This is a genomic window from Kitasatospora sp. NPDC085879, from assembly GCF_040686255.1.
Classification (GTDB): domain Bacteria; phylum Actinomycetota; class Actinomycetes; order Streptomycetales; family Streptomycetaceae; genus Kitasatospora.
In genome coordinates this window covers 1-17,023 of record NZ_JBFBJZ010000102.1, presented here as the reverse complement: position 1 = coordinate 17,023, position 17,023 = coordinate 1, and the positions used below count along the sequence as shown (strand labels likewise).

Genomic DNA, 17,023 nt, shown 5'->3' with positions numbered 1-17,023 from the left:
TGGCCTGCGACGAGGAGGGTCGTCTCCTCGACGCACTGGAAGCGCCCGTCGGGGGCGAACCGGGCGAAGAGGTACACCTCGGTGCGGGAGGTGCGGCCGTTGTGCTGCGTGATGGTGACGGTGTGGCGGTCGGCGTAGCGCAGACCGTCGCGGAGTTCGTCGTGGACCTCGATGTGCCCGCTGCGGACCAGGGAACGGAGTCGGGTCATGTGCTGGGCGAAGCCGCTCCGGTCGCTCCACACGCCGTTGGTGCGCTGGCGGTAGTCGGGGGCGAAGTGCCGGTCGATGGCTTCGTCGAGGTCGAGGCCCGGACTGAACAGCAGGTCGTTGATGGCTCGGGTGATGTCGGTCGCGGTCATCTCGCTCTTCTCCAGGAGGGGCTGGTGGTCGTGGTGCGGGACGGCCCCGGCCGGCCTCGCGGATGGTGACCGGGCGCGGGAGGGGCGTCAGCCGTGGCCGGCGACGCGTTCGTGGACGGGGGTGAAGTCCAGCGACAGGGAGGCGGGGCCGCGGGTGTACAGCCCGGTCTCCCGGTAGCGGAAACCGGGGCTGTAGCGGACCCGGTCGAGCAGGGGGAGCAGCAGCGCGGCCACGGTCTCGATCTCGGCGCGGGCGAAGGCCGCGCCGACGCACTGGTGGAGTCCGGTGCCGAAGGCCAAGTGCTGGGCGGCGGCGGTGAAGGAGCGGGCGGTGCCCAGATCCGGGCGGTGGATGTCGAAGGTGTCCGGGGCGGTGAAGGCCTCGGGGTCGCGGTTGGCCGCGCCGATCACGCAGAAGACGGTGGCGCCCGCCGGGACGACGGTGCCCGCGAACACGGCGTCCTGCTCCGCCTGGCGGGGAACGAGCTGGACGGGCGGGGTGAAGCGCAGTGTCTCGGCGATGGCGGCGGGCAACAGGGTCGGGTCCCGGCGGACCTGCGCCAGCTGCTCGGGGTGGTCGATCAGGTGCTTGAAGAGGAGGCCGAGGGCCTTGTCGGCGGGCTCGACGGCGGCCACCAGGACGTTGATGATCAGCGCGGTCACGTCGCGGGTGCTCATGGCGATGCCGTCGAACTCGGCCGTGCACAGCGCCGATATCAGGTCCTTGCCGGGGTGGCGGCGCCGCTGTTCGATGATCGGGACGAGGTAGGTCTCCAACTGCCGGGCGCGGTCCATGCAGTGGCGGCGGCGTTCGTCGGTCAGGGTGATGCTGGTGATGAACTCGCCGACCCCGCCGAGCCAGTCGGTGACCTGCCGCCAGCCCTTCTTGTCCAGGCCGAGGACCTCCAGGGTCACGCGGACGGCGAAGGGCTTGCCGAAGTCGTTGACGAGGTCCATCCGTCCCCGGGGAAGGAACGGCGCGACGAGCTCGGTGGCGTTGGCCCGGATCGCACGTACCTGGTTCTGCAGCGCCTGCCCGGTGAAGCCCCGGACGACGATCTTTCGCTTGGCGGTGTGCTCCGCCCCGGTCATCTGGGCGAGGACCGGCCCGCGCATCACCGGCTCGGCGCGCACCTGCAGCGTCTCGGTGGTGAACGCCTCATGGTCGGTCAGCACCTGCTTCACGTCCCGGTAGCGGGAGAGGAAGTAGCTGTCGATCGCCGGCTCGTAGTGCACCGGTGAGTGCTCCCTCAGCCACGCGAAGTACCGGTCGGGTGCCGCGGCGAACTCCTCGGACAGGATGCTGAAGCGGGAATCGACCATGGACAGGGCGGACCTCTCGGGGGGCAGGGGGCGCGGGGCCCAGCGAGCGCCGGGGTGACCGGGTGATTCGGTGACGGGGGTGACTCTGAACGGCGCAGGGGACGGCGGTCTCGGCCGATGAGGATCCGCTGCCCGTGCCTCAGGCCGGCGCCGAGCGACGCGAGGATCTCCGACGACCGGGGCCGGGTTCCGCGGGAGGAAGGGGAGTTCGCCCGCCGGGTGGGAAACGGTGCGCTCTGCCCGTCGGTGCCGGCGGAGGGAGGCGGTCCGCGGCCCCGTGCAGCGCGTCCGGACGGCAGAGCTCCACGCTCCGCGCCGTGAACGTGCAGTCAACTCGCACTCTGGGCAACGTCGTCGGTTCCTACGTCCGGGCGGCCAATGAGGTCCACCGTCAGAGCGGCTGGACGCCGACCCGCCGGTGGAGACTTGTCGTGCGCACTATAACCCGAAGCCCCGTCGACAAAAGGGCAGCCGTTCCGGGCCACGAGTCGTTCGTACCGGGCGAGTTCCCGCACCGTGGATGATCCGCGAATCGGGTGGCACGCTCGCCGAGGTCCGCGGAGCGCGGTCGGACGGTCCTTGCCCGGCAAAGCCCCCGAGCTGCGCCACCAACTGTCGTACCTCACGACTCTTCAGCAGCGCGGCCGGCTCCTGCTGCTGTGCGGCGGGGGCGCGATCGGCACGCCAGAGCCGGACGGGGGTGTCGGCATGGACCTCGGCCGACGGCCGCTCGGGTGTCGAGGCCGCGGTCTGCGGCGGGCAGTCCGGCGGTCCAGCTGCCGTCGGGGTTGTGGTGCTCCCAGACCGTCCCGCGGGTGAGCAGGCCGGTGATGGGGTGGTCCCGGTAGTGGCGGGCCCACTCGGCGTACGGCCAGGTCCGGTCCTCGGTGAGCAGGGCTCCGAGGCGGAGGCGTTCGGAGCTCAGCGTGGCCTCGCCGCTCTTGGCGAGCCGCCGGGTGGTGTCGACCTGCTCCCCGTGGCGGGCCTTGAAGCCGTTCGGTGAGCGGAAGGGCGACCGGGTGCGGATCGGGATGCCGTCGGTGTCGATCCAGTCCGCGGTGACCGCGCCGGTGCCGTCGAGGGCGACGACCGACCGGTAGAAGAGGTTCACCCAGGGCGCGCCGCAGGCCCGCGGCCCGAGCCGCACTGTCCGGCCGGGGCCGAGGCCGCAGGTGGGCACCGTCGGCTCGGCCAGCTCGTTCGGTGGGATGCCGAGCCGTGCGGCGCTGAGGCCGACCGTCAGGACAGGCCGCCCGCATCGGCGGTGAGGACGGACCCGCGGATGGAGGTGTCGGCATCGGCTGCCATGTTCGTCCAGGACAGGAAGACCTTCTGCGGAGTGTCGTTGCCGAACACGGCGGCGGCGCTCAGGTCGAAACGGCTTCTTGCGACGCCGGAACTGACCTGGACCTTGGGCCCTATCTCGAGTTCGGAGTCCGAGCACAGCTGTGCCATCACGGTCGGTACGGTGTCGTTGGTGTCCGCGCTCTTCTCCACCCAGGCGAGGACGAAGCGCCCGCCCGGCAGCGCCGTGAGCGCGGGCGAGGTCCGGTGGAAGTGCTTCGGTGAGCCCGCGAAGGCGCTGGTGATGGGGTGACCGTCGCCGGCCGGGTCGAAGACGCTGGCCACGGCGGTGGTCTGGAGGACGCCGAGGTCGCTGTTCACCGTGGAGTTGATGTGCGCGGCGACGAACCGACCGTTGTCGAGGGCCGTCAGCACTCCCCGGCCCAGGCGTCCGAATCCCGTCACATTGGAGCGGATCTCGCCCGCCCGGGGCGTGCCGTCGAAGCCGAAGACCCGGTAGACGAGTCCGCTGCCGCCCACCGCCTCGCCGTCGGTCCAGGCGACGACGAAGTCCCCGTTGCTCAGCACCGTCACGGTCGCATCGGTGTGGAAGCTCTCGCTGGTGTTGACGGCGATCTCGGCGCCCTTCTTCTGCCCCTCGGGGCCGAATCGCTGGGCGCGGATGCGCTGCTGCGCGCTGCCGCCCGTCCAGGTGACCAGGCAGCCGCCGTCGATCATCCGGGTGACCGTCGGCGGGAAGGTGGGATCGACGTCGTCGGTGCTGACCTGCACCGGCGGTCCGACCGGTTGCGCGCCGGCGAGCCGTCGCAGGACCACGTGCGGAGTCGGCGGGGGCAGGTTGAACGGCTGCTCGATCCAGGCCGCGAAGGTCTCTGTCCCGATGGAGTCCACGAAGGGCCGCTGCCGGTTCGTGTTGTTGCCGGGTGGTGTGTCGCTGACGAGGAACTCCGACCCGAGCGCGGTGCCGGAGGTGTTGACATGCCGGCCCTTGATGCCGGCATCCCCGGCGTCCGCCCAGACCGCTGTGAACAGCCCGCTGCTGATCAGAGCGTCGGCGCAGGGCTGCGACTGGCCTCCAGTGGTGGACGTGTTCACGGCAAATTCACCCATGATCGTTCTCCAAGACGGTGGGTTGTCGCGGGCGTTTTCTCACGCGCCCGGGCCTACAGCCAGAACTCGACCCCGAATTCGACGCTGACTGCGTGGTGGGTGGTGTCGGCCGGACAGGCGCCGTCGAAGTCGCCGTCTCCGGCGAGGAACAGGACGCCGCACTTTCCGCAGACCTTCCAGCCGGACGTGAAGTGATCGAACGGGCCCCAGCTGGTGGGCAGTTGGTATGCGGTGCCGGCGGTGTGCGGGTCGGAGGCGGTGCAGTGGTTGCCGCCGGCGTCCGCGGTGAACATGGCCTCACACGTGGTGCAGTGGTTGAAGCCTTCCGTCCAGCCGCCGACAACGGAGATGTCGCCCCGGCCCGAGGGGTCCTCCGTCATCTCGAACGCCCAGTCGCGGTTCGGGATGTGACGGCCGATGTACTGGGGAGGCGTCCCCGGGATGGGGTCGGCGGTGCAGGACCCGTTGGGAGCCGGGTCGTACGGAGGCGGATCGTTCGGGGGTGGCCAGCCGCTGTAGAAGAGCGAGAGACAGTTGTGGCACCCGGTCCAGCCGAAACGTGTGGGCATCGTCGGTCCCTGTGACTCGTCGCGGCGCTCTACGGGGGCCGCGAGCCGGTGGGGAAGTGCAGGTGAGGGCCCGCTTCCAACGTAACGCCGCACGGACGGTGCAGGCATGTGGATCAAGCCATGGCCGCCAGGGCGGCGCTGACCCGTCGCTGCCCTGGCGCGACCGCGCTCCGACACGGCAGGGCCGAACCTGCGCAGCGCCCCCTTCCCCCGGTCGAGGGCCGGGGGGCATCCGGATGCACCTGCACACACACGCGCGCCTCCCGGCCGGACTGCCAGCACCTCACGCTCCCATGCCGGCGGAGCCCAGTCGGGAGCCACGCGTCACTAGCGGGCGCGGGGTCGGGCGCCTCGGCGGGTGCGGCGGTTGACGGGGTGTCGGGCCGTCAGGCTGCCAGGTCCACCCCTGTGGTGGCGCCGGCCAGTGCGGCCCAGACCACCTCGGGGTGCTTGATGTCGCTGTGCGCGCCGGCGAACGGCGACTGGTCCGCCTTGATCACCTCGTCGCCGCGCAGCCGGTAGAAGCTTCCGGCCTTCAGTGGGTACGGCTGACCGGCGGGTTTGAGGTCGAACTGCTCGGCGCCGCCCTGCTGGAAGCCGTCGTGGCCCATCCCGCCCCAGCGGTAGGTCAGATCGGTGGCGGCCTGGTCGTCCTCGTTGTTGAGCATCGAGGCCGCCGGGTACCACCAGCCGACCGCCCGGTCGCCGAGCGAGAAGGTGGACTGCAGCGGCCCGGCGACCCGGTCGAAGTACGGGGCCAGGAAGCCGTTGTGGCCGGCGTCCACCGGGATCGGCGCGGCGAAGCTGAAGTGCGAGAAGGCGCCCTGGATCAGCAGCATCGAGGCGACCGGGCTGCCGATGCCCTCCGGCAGGCCGGGCAGGGCGAACGAGACCAGCCGGGCGCCGAAGCTGTGCCCCATCAGGTGCACCCGTAGGCCGTTGCCCGCGCACCGGCCCAGCAACGGGCCGAGGCCGTCCTTGCCGACCACCCCGGCGCGGTTCTTCATCTCGTAGTAGCTGGCGGTGCGTAGCGCCTCCCGGGCGCCGTGCCAGAGCACCTTGAACGGGTTGGGGAAGCTCTGGGCGTCGCCCTGCTCGCTCGCCAGCCCTGCCAGGGCGCTGAACACTTCGCCGGTCGGTTTGTCCAGCACCGCCTGCTGCCCGCTGTCCTCGCCGGCCAGCGGCGGGGAGGTGACCAGGTCGTCGATCAGCTGGTGGCAGCTTCTCAACTGCTCGGCGTCCTCGGGCTGTTGCTCCAGGAGCGTGGTGATCTCGGTCAGTTTGGCCTGCTCCGCCGGAGCGAAGGCGGGGGCGAGTGCGGTGGCCAGTTCGGCCGGGGTGGAGGGGGTGGACGGGGTGTCGGGGGCGTCCTCGGGGAAGAGCATCGAGCGCCAGAGCACACCGACCACGCCCACCTTGCCGTGCCAGGACGGGGCGAACGAGTCGATCTGGCGGGCGAGTTCCTCGAAGGTGTACCCGTAGAGGGCGCGGGCGCCGGTCTCCGAGTTGTTCCAGCCGTGGGAGAAGACGAACAGCTCCCGTAAACCGCTACCGGGCAGCGCGGCCACCAGGCCGTCGTCGTCCAGCAGGTGCCCGTCACTGTCGAACCGGACCTCCCAGTACGGGAGTCCGGCGATCGGTGCAGCCATGGTGGAGTCATCTCCTCCGGTCTAGATGTTGGACATCACGCGCATCAGGTCGAGCAGGCCGTGACCCTCCAGGTAGCGGTCGCGGCCGAGCGAGGTCGCGTTGGCGCAGAACAACTCCTTGATCTCGCGCGGGCGGCCGATGAACTCAGGCCGGACGGAGAGGAAGGCGGCGACGGCACCGGAGACGTGCGGGGCGGCCATCGAGGTGCCGCTCTGCTCGGTGTAGACCGGTACGGCCGCCGGGTCGGCGCCCGCCGGGAGCAGGGCGGCCAGGTCGCCGCGCAGGCCGCCGGTGGCACAGGAGGTGATCCGCTCGCCGGGGGCCAGCAGGTCCGGCTTCAGCCTGCCGTCCAGGGTCGGCCCCTTGGAGGAGTTGTAGGTGACGCCGTACTCGTGCGGGCGATCCCGGTGTGTGGAGCCGACGGTGATCGCGCCGTCCGCGTTGCCCGGGTCGGTGATGGAGGCCAGCACCCCCCGGGTGTCGGTGCCGCCCTCGCCCGGCACCCGGGTGCCGAAGCCGCCGTTGCCCGCGCTCACCACGACCACCACGCCACTGGCGGCCAGCAGATTGACCTCCCGGCAGACAGGGCTCTGGCCGCAGGCGTACTCGGCGGCGTCCCAGGGACAGCCGAGGCTGAGGTTGACGCCGTGCACCACCAGCAGGCGGCCGCCGGTGTTCACCTTCTCCCGCAGGTAGTACAGCGCCTCGATCACCGCGCTGGACGAGGTGACCAGTGATTCGCCGCGCTGGGCAAGTACCTTGAGGCTGACCAGCTGGGCCCGGGGGGCGATGCCGCGTAGTGAACGGCCCTCGGCGAGCTCGCGGGACTTCCGGACGGGTAAGCCGCCGACCAGCTGTAAGCGGGTGATCAGCGGGGTGCTGTCCGGCGGCAGGCCGCCCGCGATGATCCCGGCCACATGGGTGCCGTGGCCGGCGGGGTCGGTGAGCGGCTGTTCCGCCGGGTCGGCCGGGCCGTCGGGCACCAGGCCGGTGAAGTCCCGGTGGAGGTCGGAGACTTGGCCCTGCAGGGTGTCCTCGGCGAAGTGCGGGTGGTGCTCGTCGATGCCGCTGTCCATGACCGCCCAGACGATGCCCAGGCCGGAGGAGGCGTAGCAGCGGGCGACGGCGTCCGCCTTGATGGTGGAGACCGAGCGGTCGATGTGCGCGTCCATCGTGTAGTCCGGCCATACCCGGAACACGGTCGGCCGGCCGGAGGACTCCTGGTCCTGCTGCAGCAGCAGCTGGATCTCGTCGGGGCTGAGCAGGCAGCGCAGATAGCTCGCGGCGACCCGGATCGGCTGTGGCCCGCCGGGGAAGACCCGCTCGTACAGGCCGAGGAAGGCGGTTCGGGTCTGCTCGGTGTCCGGGTCCCGGGTGAGGTCCACCTCGACGAGCACCGGGCTGCGGTTCTCGTCGTCGATCGGCACCACCCGGCTGCGCTGCTCGACGGAGCCCGGTTTGAGCGCCGGGCTGACCTGGCTCAGGATCACCCCGCGCGGCGGGAGGGGCTCGCTCCCCGGTGCAGGCTTCATCGTGGGCACCTCCCGTGGCGGCGTGCGGTACCCCTGGGTCCACCATGCGCCTGGCTGCCCGGCCTGTCATCTGCGCCTGCCTCGCAGCGCCTCCCATGGCAGTCGGCCCGCCGGCGCAGGACCGCCGAGTCCGCGGCTGCACTGCGTGAGGAACCAGGGGCCACACCGAGTGTGATGGTCCGTCCGAAGCTGCCCGGTTGGCTCCGCGGACGGCGGTGAGACGGCCGGCCGGGCCGCTCGAGTACGGCGGGCAGCCCTTGCCTCTCGGCCCGGAGCGCCGCTACGCGTCGGGGAGAATCAGCGGTTCCCCGGAGTTCGGACGGTTCGGTGACGACTCGGCGAGCCGCCGCGCCGGCTGGCGGCTGCTCCAGTCATCGGTGGGCGGGCGTCACCCGAGGTGCGGCCTGCGGGCGGTTGACGCTCCCGTCCGGTTCACCGGGTCCTGCCGGCGTGCTGTTCGAAAGGAAGTCCGGCGTGCGTTTCCACGTCGGCCGGGACTTGCGGGGCCGGGGAGCTTGCGCCGACTCTGCGTGGCCGCCCGCGGTCGTCGATGCCGTTCCGCCCGTTCCACCAAGTGGCTCCGATCGATCCGCCGCCGAGCGGGATCCGCCGCCGCGCCACGAAAAAATAATCCTGCGAAAAATTCCCGTTCCGGTCCGAACCCTGCTACGGTCGTAGTAGTTGCAGTTTTGGTTCCCATGAACTCTGTGTGCGCCTGCTGGTTCTTGCCGCAGGCGTATTTTGTTTCCCGGTTCTTCCGGTGGGTCATCAGTACGGCGACAGCAAGCCCGCAAAGTGTGGGCTACAGCGCCTCTGAAGGAGAATTTTTATGGCTTTTGGCACCGTTAAGTGGTTCAACGGGGAAAAGGGCTTCGGTTTCATCGCGCAGGAGGAGGGCGGCCCGGACGTGTTCGCCCACTTCTCGAACATCAACGCCCAGGGCTTCCGTGAGCTGCTTGAGGGCCAGAAGGTCGAGTTCGACGTCACGCAGGGCCAGAAGGGCCTGCAGGCGGAGAACATTCGCCCCCTCTGACACCTCCGCCGCGCGGCCGTCGCCGCGTAACGGAAAGGGCCCGTGCCGCACACAGCGGCACGGGCCCTGGTCGTTGAGGGCCACAAACTGCCGCTGTGCTCGCACACTTCGACGAATCATGCCCATGTGTGTGACCGGGGGCGCCCGAGAGCATCCAGGGCGTCCACAATTCCGCTATCCGTTCCGGCTCACGTCCTCTGCGAAAGGCGTTCTGGGCGGCCCGGGACACGCGACCGGGAACGGCGGGCACCGTGACCCTCACCTCTGCGCGCCGCGTGGCCAGAATTCACGATCGCCGATGCGTGGGCCGCTGCAATTGCCACACGGTCGACGACGGCATCGTCGGCCGGGCCGACGACATTCTTTTGCAGCCTCGCCGCCGGCCGGCTCCCCGGAGGACCCGGCGCGTCGGGACCACGGCGCTTCCGCAGCAGTACGAGCGGTTCCCCGGGCGGCTGAGATGCCCTGCCTGGATCGATGGTCGGTGCAGCTCATAGGGTCGGGGTATGGCAGACAAGCAGGGTCGGGGTGCGGTGCGGGGTCCGGGGCGTCCCAGGGAGGAGCGGGTCACCGGTGCGGCGCTGGACGCCGTGGTCGCGCTGGTCGCCGAGCGGGGGATGAGCGCCGTCACGATGGACGCCGTTGCCGAGCGGGCGGGGGTGAGCAAGCCGGCCATCTACCGGCGCTGGGCGGCCAAGCAGGAGTTGATCATCGCCGCCGCCGAGGCCCGGATCGGGGAGCTGTCCATTCCCGACCGGGGGGACTTCCGCGCGGAACTGCGCGAGCTGCTCACCGCGCGCATGGAGTCCTACTGCCAGCCGGGTGTCGACCGCTTGCTGGCGGGTGTCATCGGCGCGTCGGCGGAGGCGGACGCCGACCGGGGCGCGTACGGCGCGTACTCCTCGCGCGTCATGGGGGAGACCCGGCGCATCCTGGAGCGCGGGATCGAACGTGGTGACGTGCGGCCCGACACCGATGTCCGGTCGGTGGCCACCATGGTCGCCGCGCCGATGGTGTTCCGCCTGGTCGGGGAGCTGGAGCCGCCGGACCGGCACCTGGTGGAGGCGGTGGTCGAGCTGGTCGCCCGCGCCGTGGGGGTGCCGCACTGAGTCGCGGCCCGGGCCGGCGGGGGCAGTGAAATCGGTCGACGCAGACCCTTGCCGAGGCATGCCCCGATAACGATACTTCCGGTAACGAATTCCTGATCGTCGCCGCGGAGGTCCCGCATGTCCACTGCCGCCGTTCCCCGCCCCGCCCTCGACAAGCCCCTCATGCACTACGGCCGGCGCATCCTGGAGCGCACCGCGCCCGGCGCCCCCCGCGCCGAGTACCGGCTCCTGGGCCTTGCCCCGCTCACGCCCCACATCGGTGCCGAGATCACCGGCATCGACCTCTCCCGTCCGATCGGCGACGACCTCGCCGAAGAACTGCGCCAGGCCCTGCTGGAGTGGAAGGTGGTCTTCTTCCGAGACCAGCACACCTTCGGCCCGGAACACCACCTCGCCCTCGCCGCCGTCTGGGGCGAGCCGGAGGCCAACCCGTTCTTCCCCCAGGGCGACACCGTCGGCGTCTCCCGGCTGGCCAAGGACGCCACCGCCGTCGGCACCGAGAACATCTGGCACAGCGACCACTCCTTCATGGCCGCGCCCGCCCTCGGGTCCGTGCTGCGCGCGGTCGAGGTTCCGGCCGCCGGCGGCGACACCATGTGGGCCGACATGGGAGCCGCGTACGACAACCTCTCCGAGGAGACGAAGGGTCGGATCGAGGGCCTCACCGCGGTGCACGACTGGGTGCCCAGCTGGGGCGCGATGATGACCGAGGAGCAGATCGCCCGCCTGCGGGAGAGACTGCCGGCCGTGGAGCACCCGGTCGTCGTCCGCCACCCGCGGACCGGGCGGAAGCTGCTGTACGTCAACGAGCCGTTCACCACCCGGATCGTCGGCCTCTCCGGCGCCGAGAGCCGTGACCTGCTCGACGAACTCGTCCTGCAGGCCCGCATCCCGGAGTTCCAGGTGCGCTTCCGCTGGCAGCCGGACTCCGTTGCGATCTGGGACAACATCGCCGTCCAGCACTACGCGATCAACGACTACTACCCCCAGCGCCGCGTCATGGAGCGGATCGCGATTGCCGGCGTCCCGCTCTCCTGAGCCCGGCACACGTCGCAGTCCCGCCCGGTCTGCCACCGCCGGTCCGCCGTGACGGGTGGACCGGCGGTGCCGGCGCCCGCCCACCACCTCGTACTCCGCCCCGCCAGCACACTCCGGAGGAACCCTTGACCGCCGCCGACACCCCCGCGAGAGCGCTCGCCCAGGACCCTCCGGAAGACCGCCGAACCGCCGGCCGCGCCTGGACGGTCACCGGCCTGCTGGTGGTCTTCATGATGGTCAACTTCGCGGACAAGTCCGTCCTCGGCCTGGCGGCCGACGAGATCCGCGCGGACATGGGCCTGTCCGCGACCGACTTCGGGCTCGCCAACAGCGCCTTCTTCCTCCTGTTCTCCGTCGCTGCGGTCGTGGTGGGGCTGCTGGCCGATCGCGTGCGGCCGAGGTGGCTGCTGCTGGGCATGGCCGTGCTCTGGTCGGTCGCCCAGGTGCCGGCCGCCGTCGGCGGCGGCCTGGCCGTTCTGATCGGCTCGCGCGTCCTGCTGGGCGCCGCGGAGGGGCCCGCCTTCCCCGTCGCCCAGAAGGCCGCGCTGGCCTGGTTCCCCGACCACCGGCGCAACCTGCCCGGTGCGCTGGTCACCCTCGGAGTGACCCTGGGGGTGATCACCGCGGCCCCCGGGCTGACCTGGGTCATCCACCAGCACGGCTGGCGGGCGGCGCTGTGGGTGGTCGCGGCCGTCGGAGCGGTGTGGGCCGCGCTCTGGGCCGTGTTCGGCGCCGACGGCCGGCACCGCACCGACGACGAGCAGCACACCGCCCCCGCATCGGACGCACCTGCGGAGCGGGCCGGCTACCGGCGGATCCTCGGCACCCGCACCTGGATCGGCACCACCGTCGCCTACTTCACGACCTACTGGTGCGTCGCACTGACGCTCGTGTGGCTGCCTTCCTACCTGCACACCGGCCTCGGCCACTCCCCGGAGGCCGCCGGCCGGCTGATCGTCCTGCCCTGGGCGATCGGCGCGGTCGCACTGCTCGGCCAGGCCTGGTTCACCGGCCGGCTGATGCGGCGCGGCGTCTCCGGCCGCCGGGCCCGCGGCTGGGTCGGCGGCATCCTGCTGCTCGTGGGCGCGATCGCCTGCCTCGCCCTGCCGCTGGTGGACGGCACCGCGGCCAGGACCGCGCTGCTGGTCATCGGCTTCGGCCTGGGCGGCTCGTTCGCCACCGTCGCGGTCACCACCGTCGCAGAACTGGCCCCCGCCGCACGGCGCGGCGGCGCCCTCGGCTGGATGAACGCCACCGTCACCACCGCGGGCCTCGTCGCTCCCGCCGTCGTCGGACACCTCGTCGACAGCCAGGGCGTGACGGGCTACCAGAACGCCGCCCTGCTCACGGGCGCCCTCCTGGTGGTCGGTGCGCTGGCCGCCTTCACCATGATCGACCCCGCCCGGGACGCCCCGCGCCTGCGCGGCTGAGCCGGCCCGTGGCCCTGACTGCCCCCCACCCCACTTCCGAGGAGCCGACCGTGACCGATCCGGTTGCCGACATCGACCTGCTGGACCGAGCCGTTGCCGACCTCCGCGAAGGTGCCCCGTCGTGGTCGGGAACCCCGCTCACCGAACGGATAGCGCTCCTGACGCGCATGATGCCGCGGATCGCCGACGGCGCCGCGGACATGGCCGCGGCCGGCGCGCGGGCCAAGGGGTACGGCCCCGAGTCCACCTGGGCGGCAGAGGACTGGATCGGCGCCCCCTGGGCGCTCGCCCAGAACGTCAGCGCCTACCTGCACGTCCTGCGCCGGATCGCCGCCGGCGAGGAACCGCTCGCACCGGGCTCCGTGCACGAACGCGACGGCCGCGTCCTCGTCGACGTCTTCCCCGCCACCCGCTGGGACTCGCTCCTGCTCAACGGGTTCACCGCCCACGTGCGGATGCGTGCCGGCACCACCGCCCAGCAGGTACGGGACCGCGCCGCGAGCCCGTACCGCGGCCGGCCCGCCGACCCGGGCGTCGCCCTGGTGCTCGGCGCCGGCAACGTCGCGGCCATCACCGCCCTCGACATCCTGCACAAGCTCTACGCCGAGGGCCAGGTCGTCATCGCGAAGATGAACCCGGTCAATGCCTACCTGCGCCCGCACTTCGAGCGGATCTTCGCCGACTTCACCGAACGGGGCTGGGTACGGTTCGTCGACGGCGGTGCGGCCGAGGGCAGCCACCTCGTTGCCCACCCGGGCGTCGACGCCATCCACGTCACCGGCAGCGAGCGCACCCACGACGCCATCGTGTGGGGCACCGACGAGCGGGCCGAGCAGCGGCGCCGCGACGACATCCCGCTGACCTGCAAGCCGTTCAGCAGCGAACTCGGCGGCGTCAGCCCGTACATCGTGACGCCCGGACCGTGGTCCGCCGCGGACTTCCGCTACCAGGCCGAGCACATCGTGACCAGCAAGATGAACAACTCCGGGCACAACTGCGTCGCCGGCCAGATCCTCGTGCTGCCCCGCGCCTGGGACGGCACCCGGCGCCTGCTGGACGAGATCCGCACGGTGCTGCGCGCGCTGCCGCCGCGCTCCGACTACTACCCGGGCGCCAGGCAGCGGCTCGCCGCCGTCCGCAGGGCACACCCGCAGGCCGAGGCCCACGCCGACGGCGGCTGCCGCCTCCTGGTGCCCGACATCGCCGGCGACGACGACATGCTGGTCACCGGCGAGGTCTTCGCCAGCGCCCTGGGCGTGGTGCGACTGCCCGGCGACACCCCCGACCGGTTCCTGCGCCACGCCGTCGACTTCGCCAACGACCGCCTCCCCGGCACTCTCGGCGCGACCCTCCTCGTCCACCCGCGGACGGAGAGGGAGCACCGCACCTCGGTGGAGGCCGCCGTCGCCGAACTCCGCTACGGCACCCTGGGCATCAACTGTTGGTCCGCGGTCGGATTCCTGCTCGGCTACACCCCCTGGGGCGCCCATCCGGGGCACACCCGGCAGAACATCGGCAGCGGCATCGGCTTCGTCCACAACGCCTTCATGCTCGAGGACATCGAGAAGACCGTCCTGCGAGCCCCCTTCGCCCCCGCACCGCGCGGCGTGCTCACCGGCTCCCCGTCCCTCTCTCCCCGCCCCCCGTTCTTCGTCACCAACCGCACCGCGCGCACCACCGTCGAGCGCGTCACTCGATTCACCACGGCGCCGGCACTGGCGAAGCTCCCCGGAATCATCGCCTCCGCCGTACGCGGCTGACCCTCCCGAACAGCCGTCGACCGCCGCATCCTGGAACCCCATACCGGACCCCGCCCTCCTGGGGTAGCCACGTACGGGGTCTGCGGCAGCTCTCAGTTCCGGCCGGGCTCCGGCCCCGTCCAGCCGGCCGCGCCGACGCAGGCCTCGTTGCCCTCCGGGTCGGCCAGCACCCAGTGGAGGGAGCGAATTCGTCGTTGACCAGGCGGCCCCCGGCGGCGATCGCCGCGGCGATCCGGGCCTCGGCCAGGTCGTAGGGCACCCAGACGTCGACGTGGACCCGGTTGCGCTGCGGGCGTGGCTCCCCCATCTGCTGGAAGTAGAACGGCGCCCCGCGGCGGTGCGGGTCGACCAGGTCCTCGGCGCTTCCTGCGCGCTCCCGGTAGCCGAGCAGGGCGCGCCAGAACGCCACCACCGCGGGGCCGGCGAGGGCGTCGACGGTGACCTGGACGGTCTGCACGGCCGACGGGTCGGCCGGCAGCTCCAGCTTGCGGGCCACCGCCGAGATCTGTCGGGCCAGTTCGATGTGTCGCCCGGTCAGCCCGTAGTAGTCCTCGGTGAGCGTGATCAGCCGCACGGTGACGCCCTCGGGCCGCAGGTCGACGTCGGGCGCGTCCGCGCCGAGGCCGGCCAGGTCGCCGATCTCCTGGACGAACCGGGCGCCGGCCGCGAAGGACCCGGTGCGGAAGTACGCGCAGGCACCCTCGCCCAGCACCCGCCAGTCCTGCAGGCCCTCGCTCTCGTGGAAGTACCGAGGCCTGATCTTCTCGAACCCGCTCTGAACATCGGTCATGCACCCAACGTACCGAGCGGGCGACGACCGGCACGGCGCTAGAGGGTGAGGAACGGGAGGAGGACGGTGAGGAGTTCGGCGGGGGAGTCGAGGGCGATGAGGTGGGCCGCGGTGGGGAACTCGGTCAGGTTGGCCCCGGGGATCTCCGCCGCGTAGCGGCGGGCGATGTCCTGGAAGTCGGGGACATCGAGGAGGCCGACGCCCACCAGCGTGGGAACGGCGATCGCACGGAGATCGCCGCCGGGGGCGCCCTGGGAGTGTTCGCCGACGACGTTCTGGTTGGTCAACGCTGTCCGCATGGGCTCGCGCAACTGGTCGGCGAGTGTGGCGGGGACGTCGTTCCAGGAGCGGGCCGGGCCGCGGAGCCACATGTCGAGGTTGATGTCGACGGCGGTCTCCAGGTCGTCCGCGGCCAGGGCGGCGGTCTCCGCCTCGTCGTAGTCGACCATCGCCGTGGACCAGTCGTATCCCCGCCACGGCGGGGCCAGGAGGACGAGGGAGTGCACCCGGTCGGGGTGGGCGAGCGTGAAGTCGGCTGCGACGCGGGCACCCCAGGAGGCGCCGACGAGTCGGACCTCGCGGTGGCCGAGGCGGTCCAGGAGGCGGAGCAGGTCACCGGTCTCGGTGAACGGGCCGGCGGGTGGCGCGGAGGCGCCGAAGCCGCGCAGGTCGTACCGCACGACCGTGTACCGCTCGGCCAGTGCCGGTACGACCGGATCCCACATTCGATGGTCGGTCACGCCGGCGTGCACGAGGACGACCGGCGGTCCGTCTCCGGTGACCGTATGGGCAAGGTCGGCTGGAACATCGGATTGGAAGATCATCTGCGCATATTGGCAGGTGCGCGCCGCATTTACCAGGGAAGACCGAGGTCGCCTTCTGAAATGATCAGTAACGACCAGGTGCACGGTTGGTGCGCGCGGCCCGGGCGGGTTGTGGTGTTCGGTTCGTTTTAGGGCGTCCGCCAGTAGGTCATCGGATGCGTGGGCTTCGGGGCCGGGTGTTCCAGCGATAGAGGGTCCAGGAGCGTCGGATCAGGCAGCGGATCGTGATGATGGTTGCGGCCAGGGCGAGGAAGAACTCGACGGCCACTCTCCGGCGTTCGGTGCAGCGCCGGAGCTTGCCGAAGTTGTTCATCCAGGAGTTCGTGCGCTCGACGACCCACCGGTCGCCGGTCTGGATCGGGGTCTTCGCGCCGCGTGGGGCGATCAGGGCGTCGATTCTCCGGTCGGCCAGGTCGTCGTGGACGAGCCGGTAGTCGTAGCCGGCGTCCAGGGCGAGACGCGGACGCTCCGGCAGCGGCCCGAGAGCCTCCTCGAGGGCGGTGAAGCGGTCGAGGGTGGCGGGAAGCAGGGTGTGGTCGCGGGTGTTGGCCGGCGCCGGCTCGGTGACCAGGGGTATGCCTCTTCCGTCGGTCAACTGCGAGCGTTTCAGCCCGAGTTTGGACCGATCGACCGGGCTCTTGCCCGCGCATTCACCACCGGAGGGCGCCTTGGTTATGCAACCGTCGGCGCTCAGGCGGTCGAGTGCGAGGCCGATCATGCGGTCGTAGGCGGCGAGTGCGAGCAGCCGTAGCCTGTCCATCACGCCGGCGGCGATCCACTCGTCACGGCGTCGGCGCAAGGTGGTGGCCGAGCAATGTTCGTCGGCTGCGCGTTCGTACCCGCAGCCGAAGACCAGGACCTGTACCAGCCGGTCGAAAACGACAGCGTCGCTGATCCTCGGGTTGTGGCAGCCCAGCGGGTGTCGTTCCTCGCGCACCGGCAGGAGCGCGAGGAACTGGTCGCGGATCGGGTCGAGAATGCATGATGGGACGGCAGGCACGGATCCCCCGGTGATCATGAAGCGTAGAGAACTCCATGATCGGGTGAACCGTGCCTGCCCTGCTGCCAGCACCTGCAGCACCTACTGGCGGACGCTCTTACGAGCTGGTGCGTGATTGCGGCGGGTTGGGCTTGCCTGGCTTGGGGCGGCATGATCTTCCGCTGTGACGATCATGGTGAACCGTGCAGTCC

At 71.4% G+C, this 17,023-nt stretch carries 15 protein-coding genes; 5 read left to right on the top strand and 10 right to left on the bottom strand.

The genetic code is table 11. The annotated features are described in order from the left end of the window. From AB0P35_RS38470 to AB0P35_RS38440, 7 genes are all read right to left on the bottom strand, one after another. Positions 1-359, bottom strand: a 359-nt coding sequence (locus tag AB0P35_RS38470) for a nuclear transport factor 2 family protein (protein WP_363520516.1), incomplete at its 3' end; no start/stop codon positions are given. A gap of 87 nt (positions 360-446) precedes the next feature. Continuing rightward, complete coding sequence (locus tag AB0P35_RS38465) at positions 447-1,682, bottom strand: cytochrome P450, cyclodipeptide synthase-associated (protein ID WP_363520513.1); 1,236 nt, start codon at positions 1,680-1,682, stop codon at positions 447-449. A gap of 622 nt (positions 1,683-2,304) precedes the next feature. After that, the gene (locus AB0P35_RS38460) at positions 2,305-2,793 is read right to left on the bottom strand and encodes a DUF4132 domain-containing protein (RefSeq protein ID WP_363520510.1); all 489 of its coding nucleotides are present in this window, start codon (positions 2,791-2,793) and stop codon (positions 2,305-2,307) included. A 128-nt stretch (positions 2,794-2,921) separates the two neighbouring features. After that, on the bottom strand, positions 2,922-4,097 hold the full coding sequence (locus AB0P35_RS38455) for a hypothetical protein (RefSeq protein WP_363520507.1): 1,176 nt from the start codon (positions 4,095-4,097) through the stop codon (positions 2,922-2,924). Between the two features lie 53 nt (positions 4,098-4,150). Next, a complete protein-coding gene (locus tag AB0P35_RS38450) occupies positions 4,151-4,666 on the bottom strand; it encodes a hypothetical protein (RefSeq protein WP_363520504.1) in 516 nt (171 codons plus the stop codon). 386 nt (positions 4,667-5,052) lie between these two features. Continuing rightward, complete coding sequence (locus tag AB0P35_RS38445; protein WP_363520502.1) at positions 5,053-6,315, bottom strand: serine-threonine protein kinase; 1,263 nt, start codon at positions 6,313-6,315, stop codon at positions 5,053-5,055. Between the two features lie 21 nt (positions 6,316-6,336). Beyond that, positions 6,337-7,848 carry a S8 family serine peptidase gene (locus tag AB0P35_RS38440; RefSeq protein ID WP_363520499.1) on the bottom strand — a complete coding sequence of 504 codons (1,512 nt, stop codon included), beginning with the start codon at positions 7,846-7,848 and terminating at the stop codon, positions 6,337-6,339. Positions 7,849-8,677: 829 nt separating this feature from the next. Between AB0P35_RS38440 and AB0P35_RS38435 the strand changes: the two genes are divergently transcribed. From AB0P35_RS38435 to AB0P35_RS38415, 5 genes are all read left to right on the top strand, one after another. Further along, complete coding sequence (locus tag AB0P35_RS38435) at positions 8,678-8,881, top strand: cold-shock protein (protein ID WP_095871226.1); 204 nt, start codon at positions 8,678-8,680, stop codon at positions 8,879-8,881. Between the two features lie 506 nt (positions 8,882-9,387). Then, the gene (locus AB0P35_RS38430) at positions 9,388-9,990 is read left to right on the top strand and encodes a TetR/AcrR family transcriptional regulator (protein WP_363520496.1); all 603 of its coding nucleotides are present in this window, start codon (positions 9,388-9,390) and stop codon (positions 9,988-9,990) included. Between the two features lie 117 nt (positions 9,991-10,107). Next, the gene (locus AB0P35_RS38425; protein ID WP_363520493.1) at positions 10,108-11,028 is read left to right on the top strand and encodes a TauD/TfdA family dioxygenase; all 921 of its coding nucleotides are present in this window, start codon (positions 10,108-10,110) and stop codon (positions 11,026-11,028) included. 125 nt (positions 11,029-11,153) lie between these two features. Beyond that, positions 11,154-12,458 carry an MFS transporter gene (locus tag AB0P35_RS38420; RefSeq protein WP_363520490.1) on the top strand — a complete coding sequence of 435 codons (1,305 nt, stop codon included), beginning with the start codon at positions 11,154-11,156 and terminating at the stop codon, positions 12,456-12,458. A gap of 50 nt (positions 12,459-12,508) precedes the next feature. Further along, a complete protein-coding gene (locus tag AB0P35_RS38415) occupies positions 12,509-14,218 on the top strand; it encodes an aldehyde dehydrogenase family protein (protein WP_363520487.1) in 1,710 nt (569 codons plus the stop codon). Here AB0P35_RS38415 and AB0P35_RS38410 read toward each other — a convergent pair. The 3 genes from AB0P35_RS38410 to AB0P35_RS38400 all read right to left on the bottom strand — a co-directional run bounded on the left by AB0P35_RS38410 (position 14,193) and on the right by AB0P35_RS38400 (position 16,832). Continuing rightward, entirely contained in the window at positions 14,193-15,008 is an 816-nt protein-coding gene (locus AB0P35_RS38410) for a VOC family protein (RefSeq protein WP_363520484.1), read from the bottom strand. The two genes, AB0P35_RS38415 and AB0P35_RS38410, sit on opposite strands and share 26 nt — an antisense overlap. A 38-nt stretch (positions 15,009-15,046) precedes the next feature. Further along, on the bottom strand, positions 15,047-15,832 hold the full coding sequence (locus AB0P35_RS38405; protein ID WP_363520482.1) for an alpha/beta fold hydrolase: 786 nt from the start codon (positions 15,830-15,832) through the stop codon (positions 15,047-15,049). Between the two features lie 148 nt (positions 15,833-15,980). Further along, entirely contained in the window at positions 15,981-16,832 is an 852-nt protein-coding gene (locus tag AB0P35_RS38400) for an IS5 family transposase (RefSeq protein WP_363520518.1), read from the bottom strand. Between the last annotated feature and the right edge of the window lie 191 nt (positions 16,833-17,023).

Coding starts and splice junctions, on each gene's coding strand:
- AB0P35_RS38465 (WP_363520513.1), bottom strand. CDS start 1,682: ATGGTCGATTCCCGCTTCAGCATCCTGTCCGAGGAGTTCGCCGCGGCA.
- AB0P35_RS38455 (WP_363520507.1), bottom strand. CDS start 4,097: ATGGGTGAATTTGCCGTGAACACGTCCACCACTGGAGGCCAGTCGCAG.
- AB0P35_RS38450 (WP_363520504.1), bottom strand. CDS start 4,666: ATGCCCACACGTTTCGGCTGGACCGGGTGCCACAACTGTCTCTCGCTC.
- AB0P35_RS38445 (WP_363520502.1), bottom strand. CDS start 6,315: ATGGCTGCACCGATCGCCGGACTCCCGTACTGGGAGGTCCGGTTCGAC.
- AB0P35_RS38440 (WP_363520499.1), bottom strand. CDS start 7,848: ATGAAGCCTGCACCGGGGAGCGAGCCCCTCCCGCCGCGCGGGGTGATC.
- AB0P35_RS38435 (WP_095871226.1), top strand. CDS start 8,678: ATGGCTTTTGGCACCGTTAAGTGGTTCAACGGGGAAAAGGGCTTCGGT.
- AB0P35_RS38430 (WP_363520496.1), top strand. CDS start 9,388: ATGGCAGACAAGCAGGGTCGGGGTGCGGTGCGGGGTCCGGGGCGTCCC.
- AB0P35_RS38425 (WP_363520493.1), top strand. CDS start 10,108: ATGTCCACTGCCGCCGTTCCCCGCCCCGCCCTCGACAAGCCCCTCATG.
- AB0P35_RS38410 (WP_363520484.1), bottom strand. CDS start 15,008: ATGACCGATGTTCAGAGCGGGTTCGAGAAGATCAGGCCTCGGTACTTC.
- AB0P35_RS38405 (WP_363520482.1), bottom strand. CDS start 15,832: ATGATCTTCCAATCCGATGTTCCAGCCGACCTTGCCCATACGGTCACC.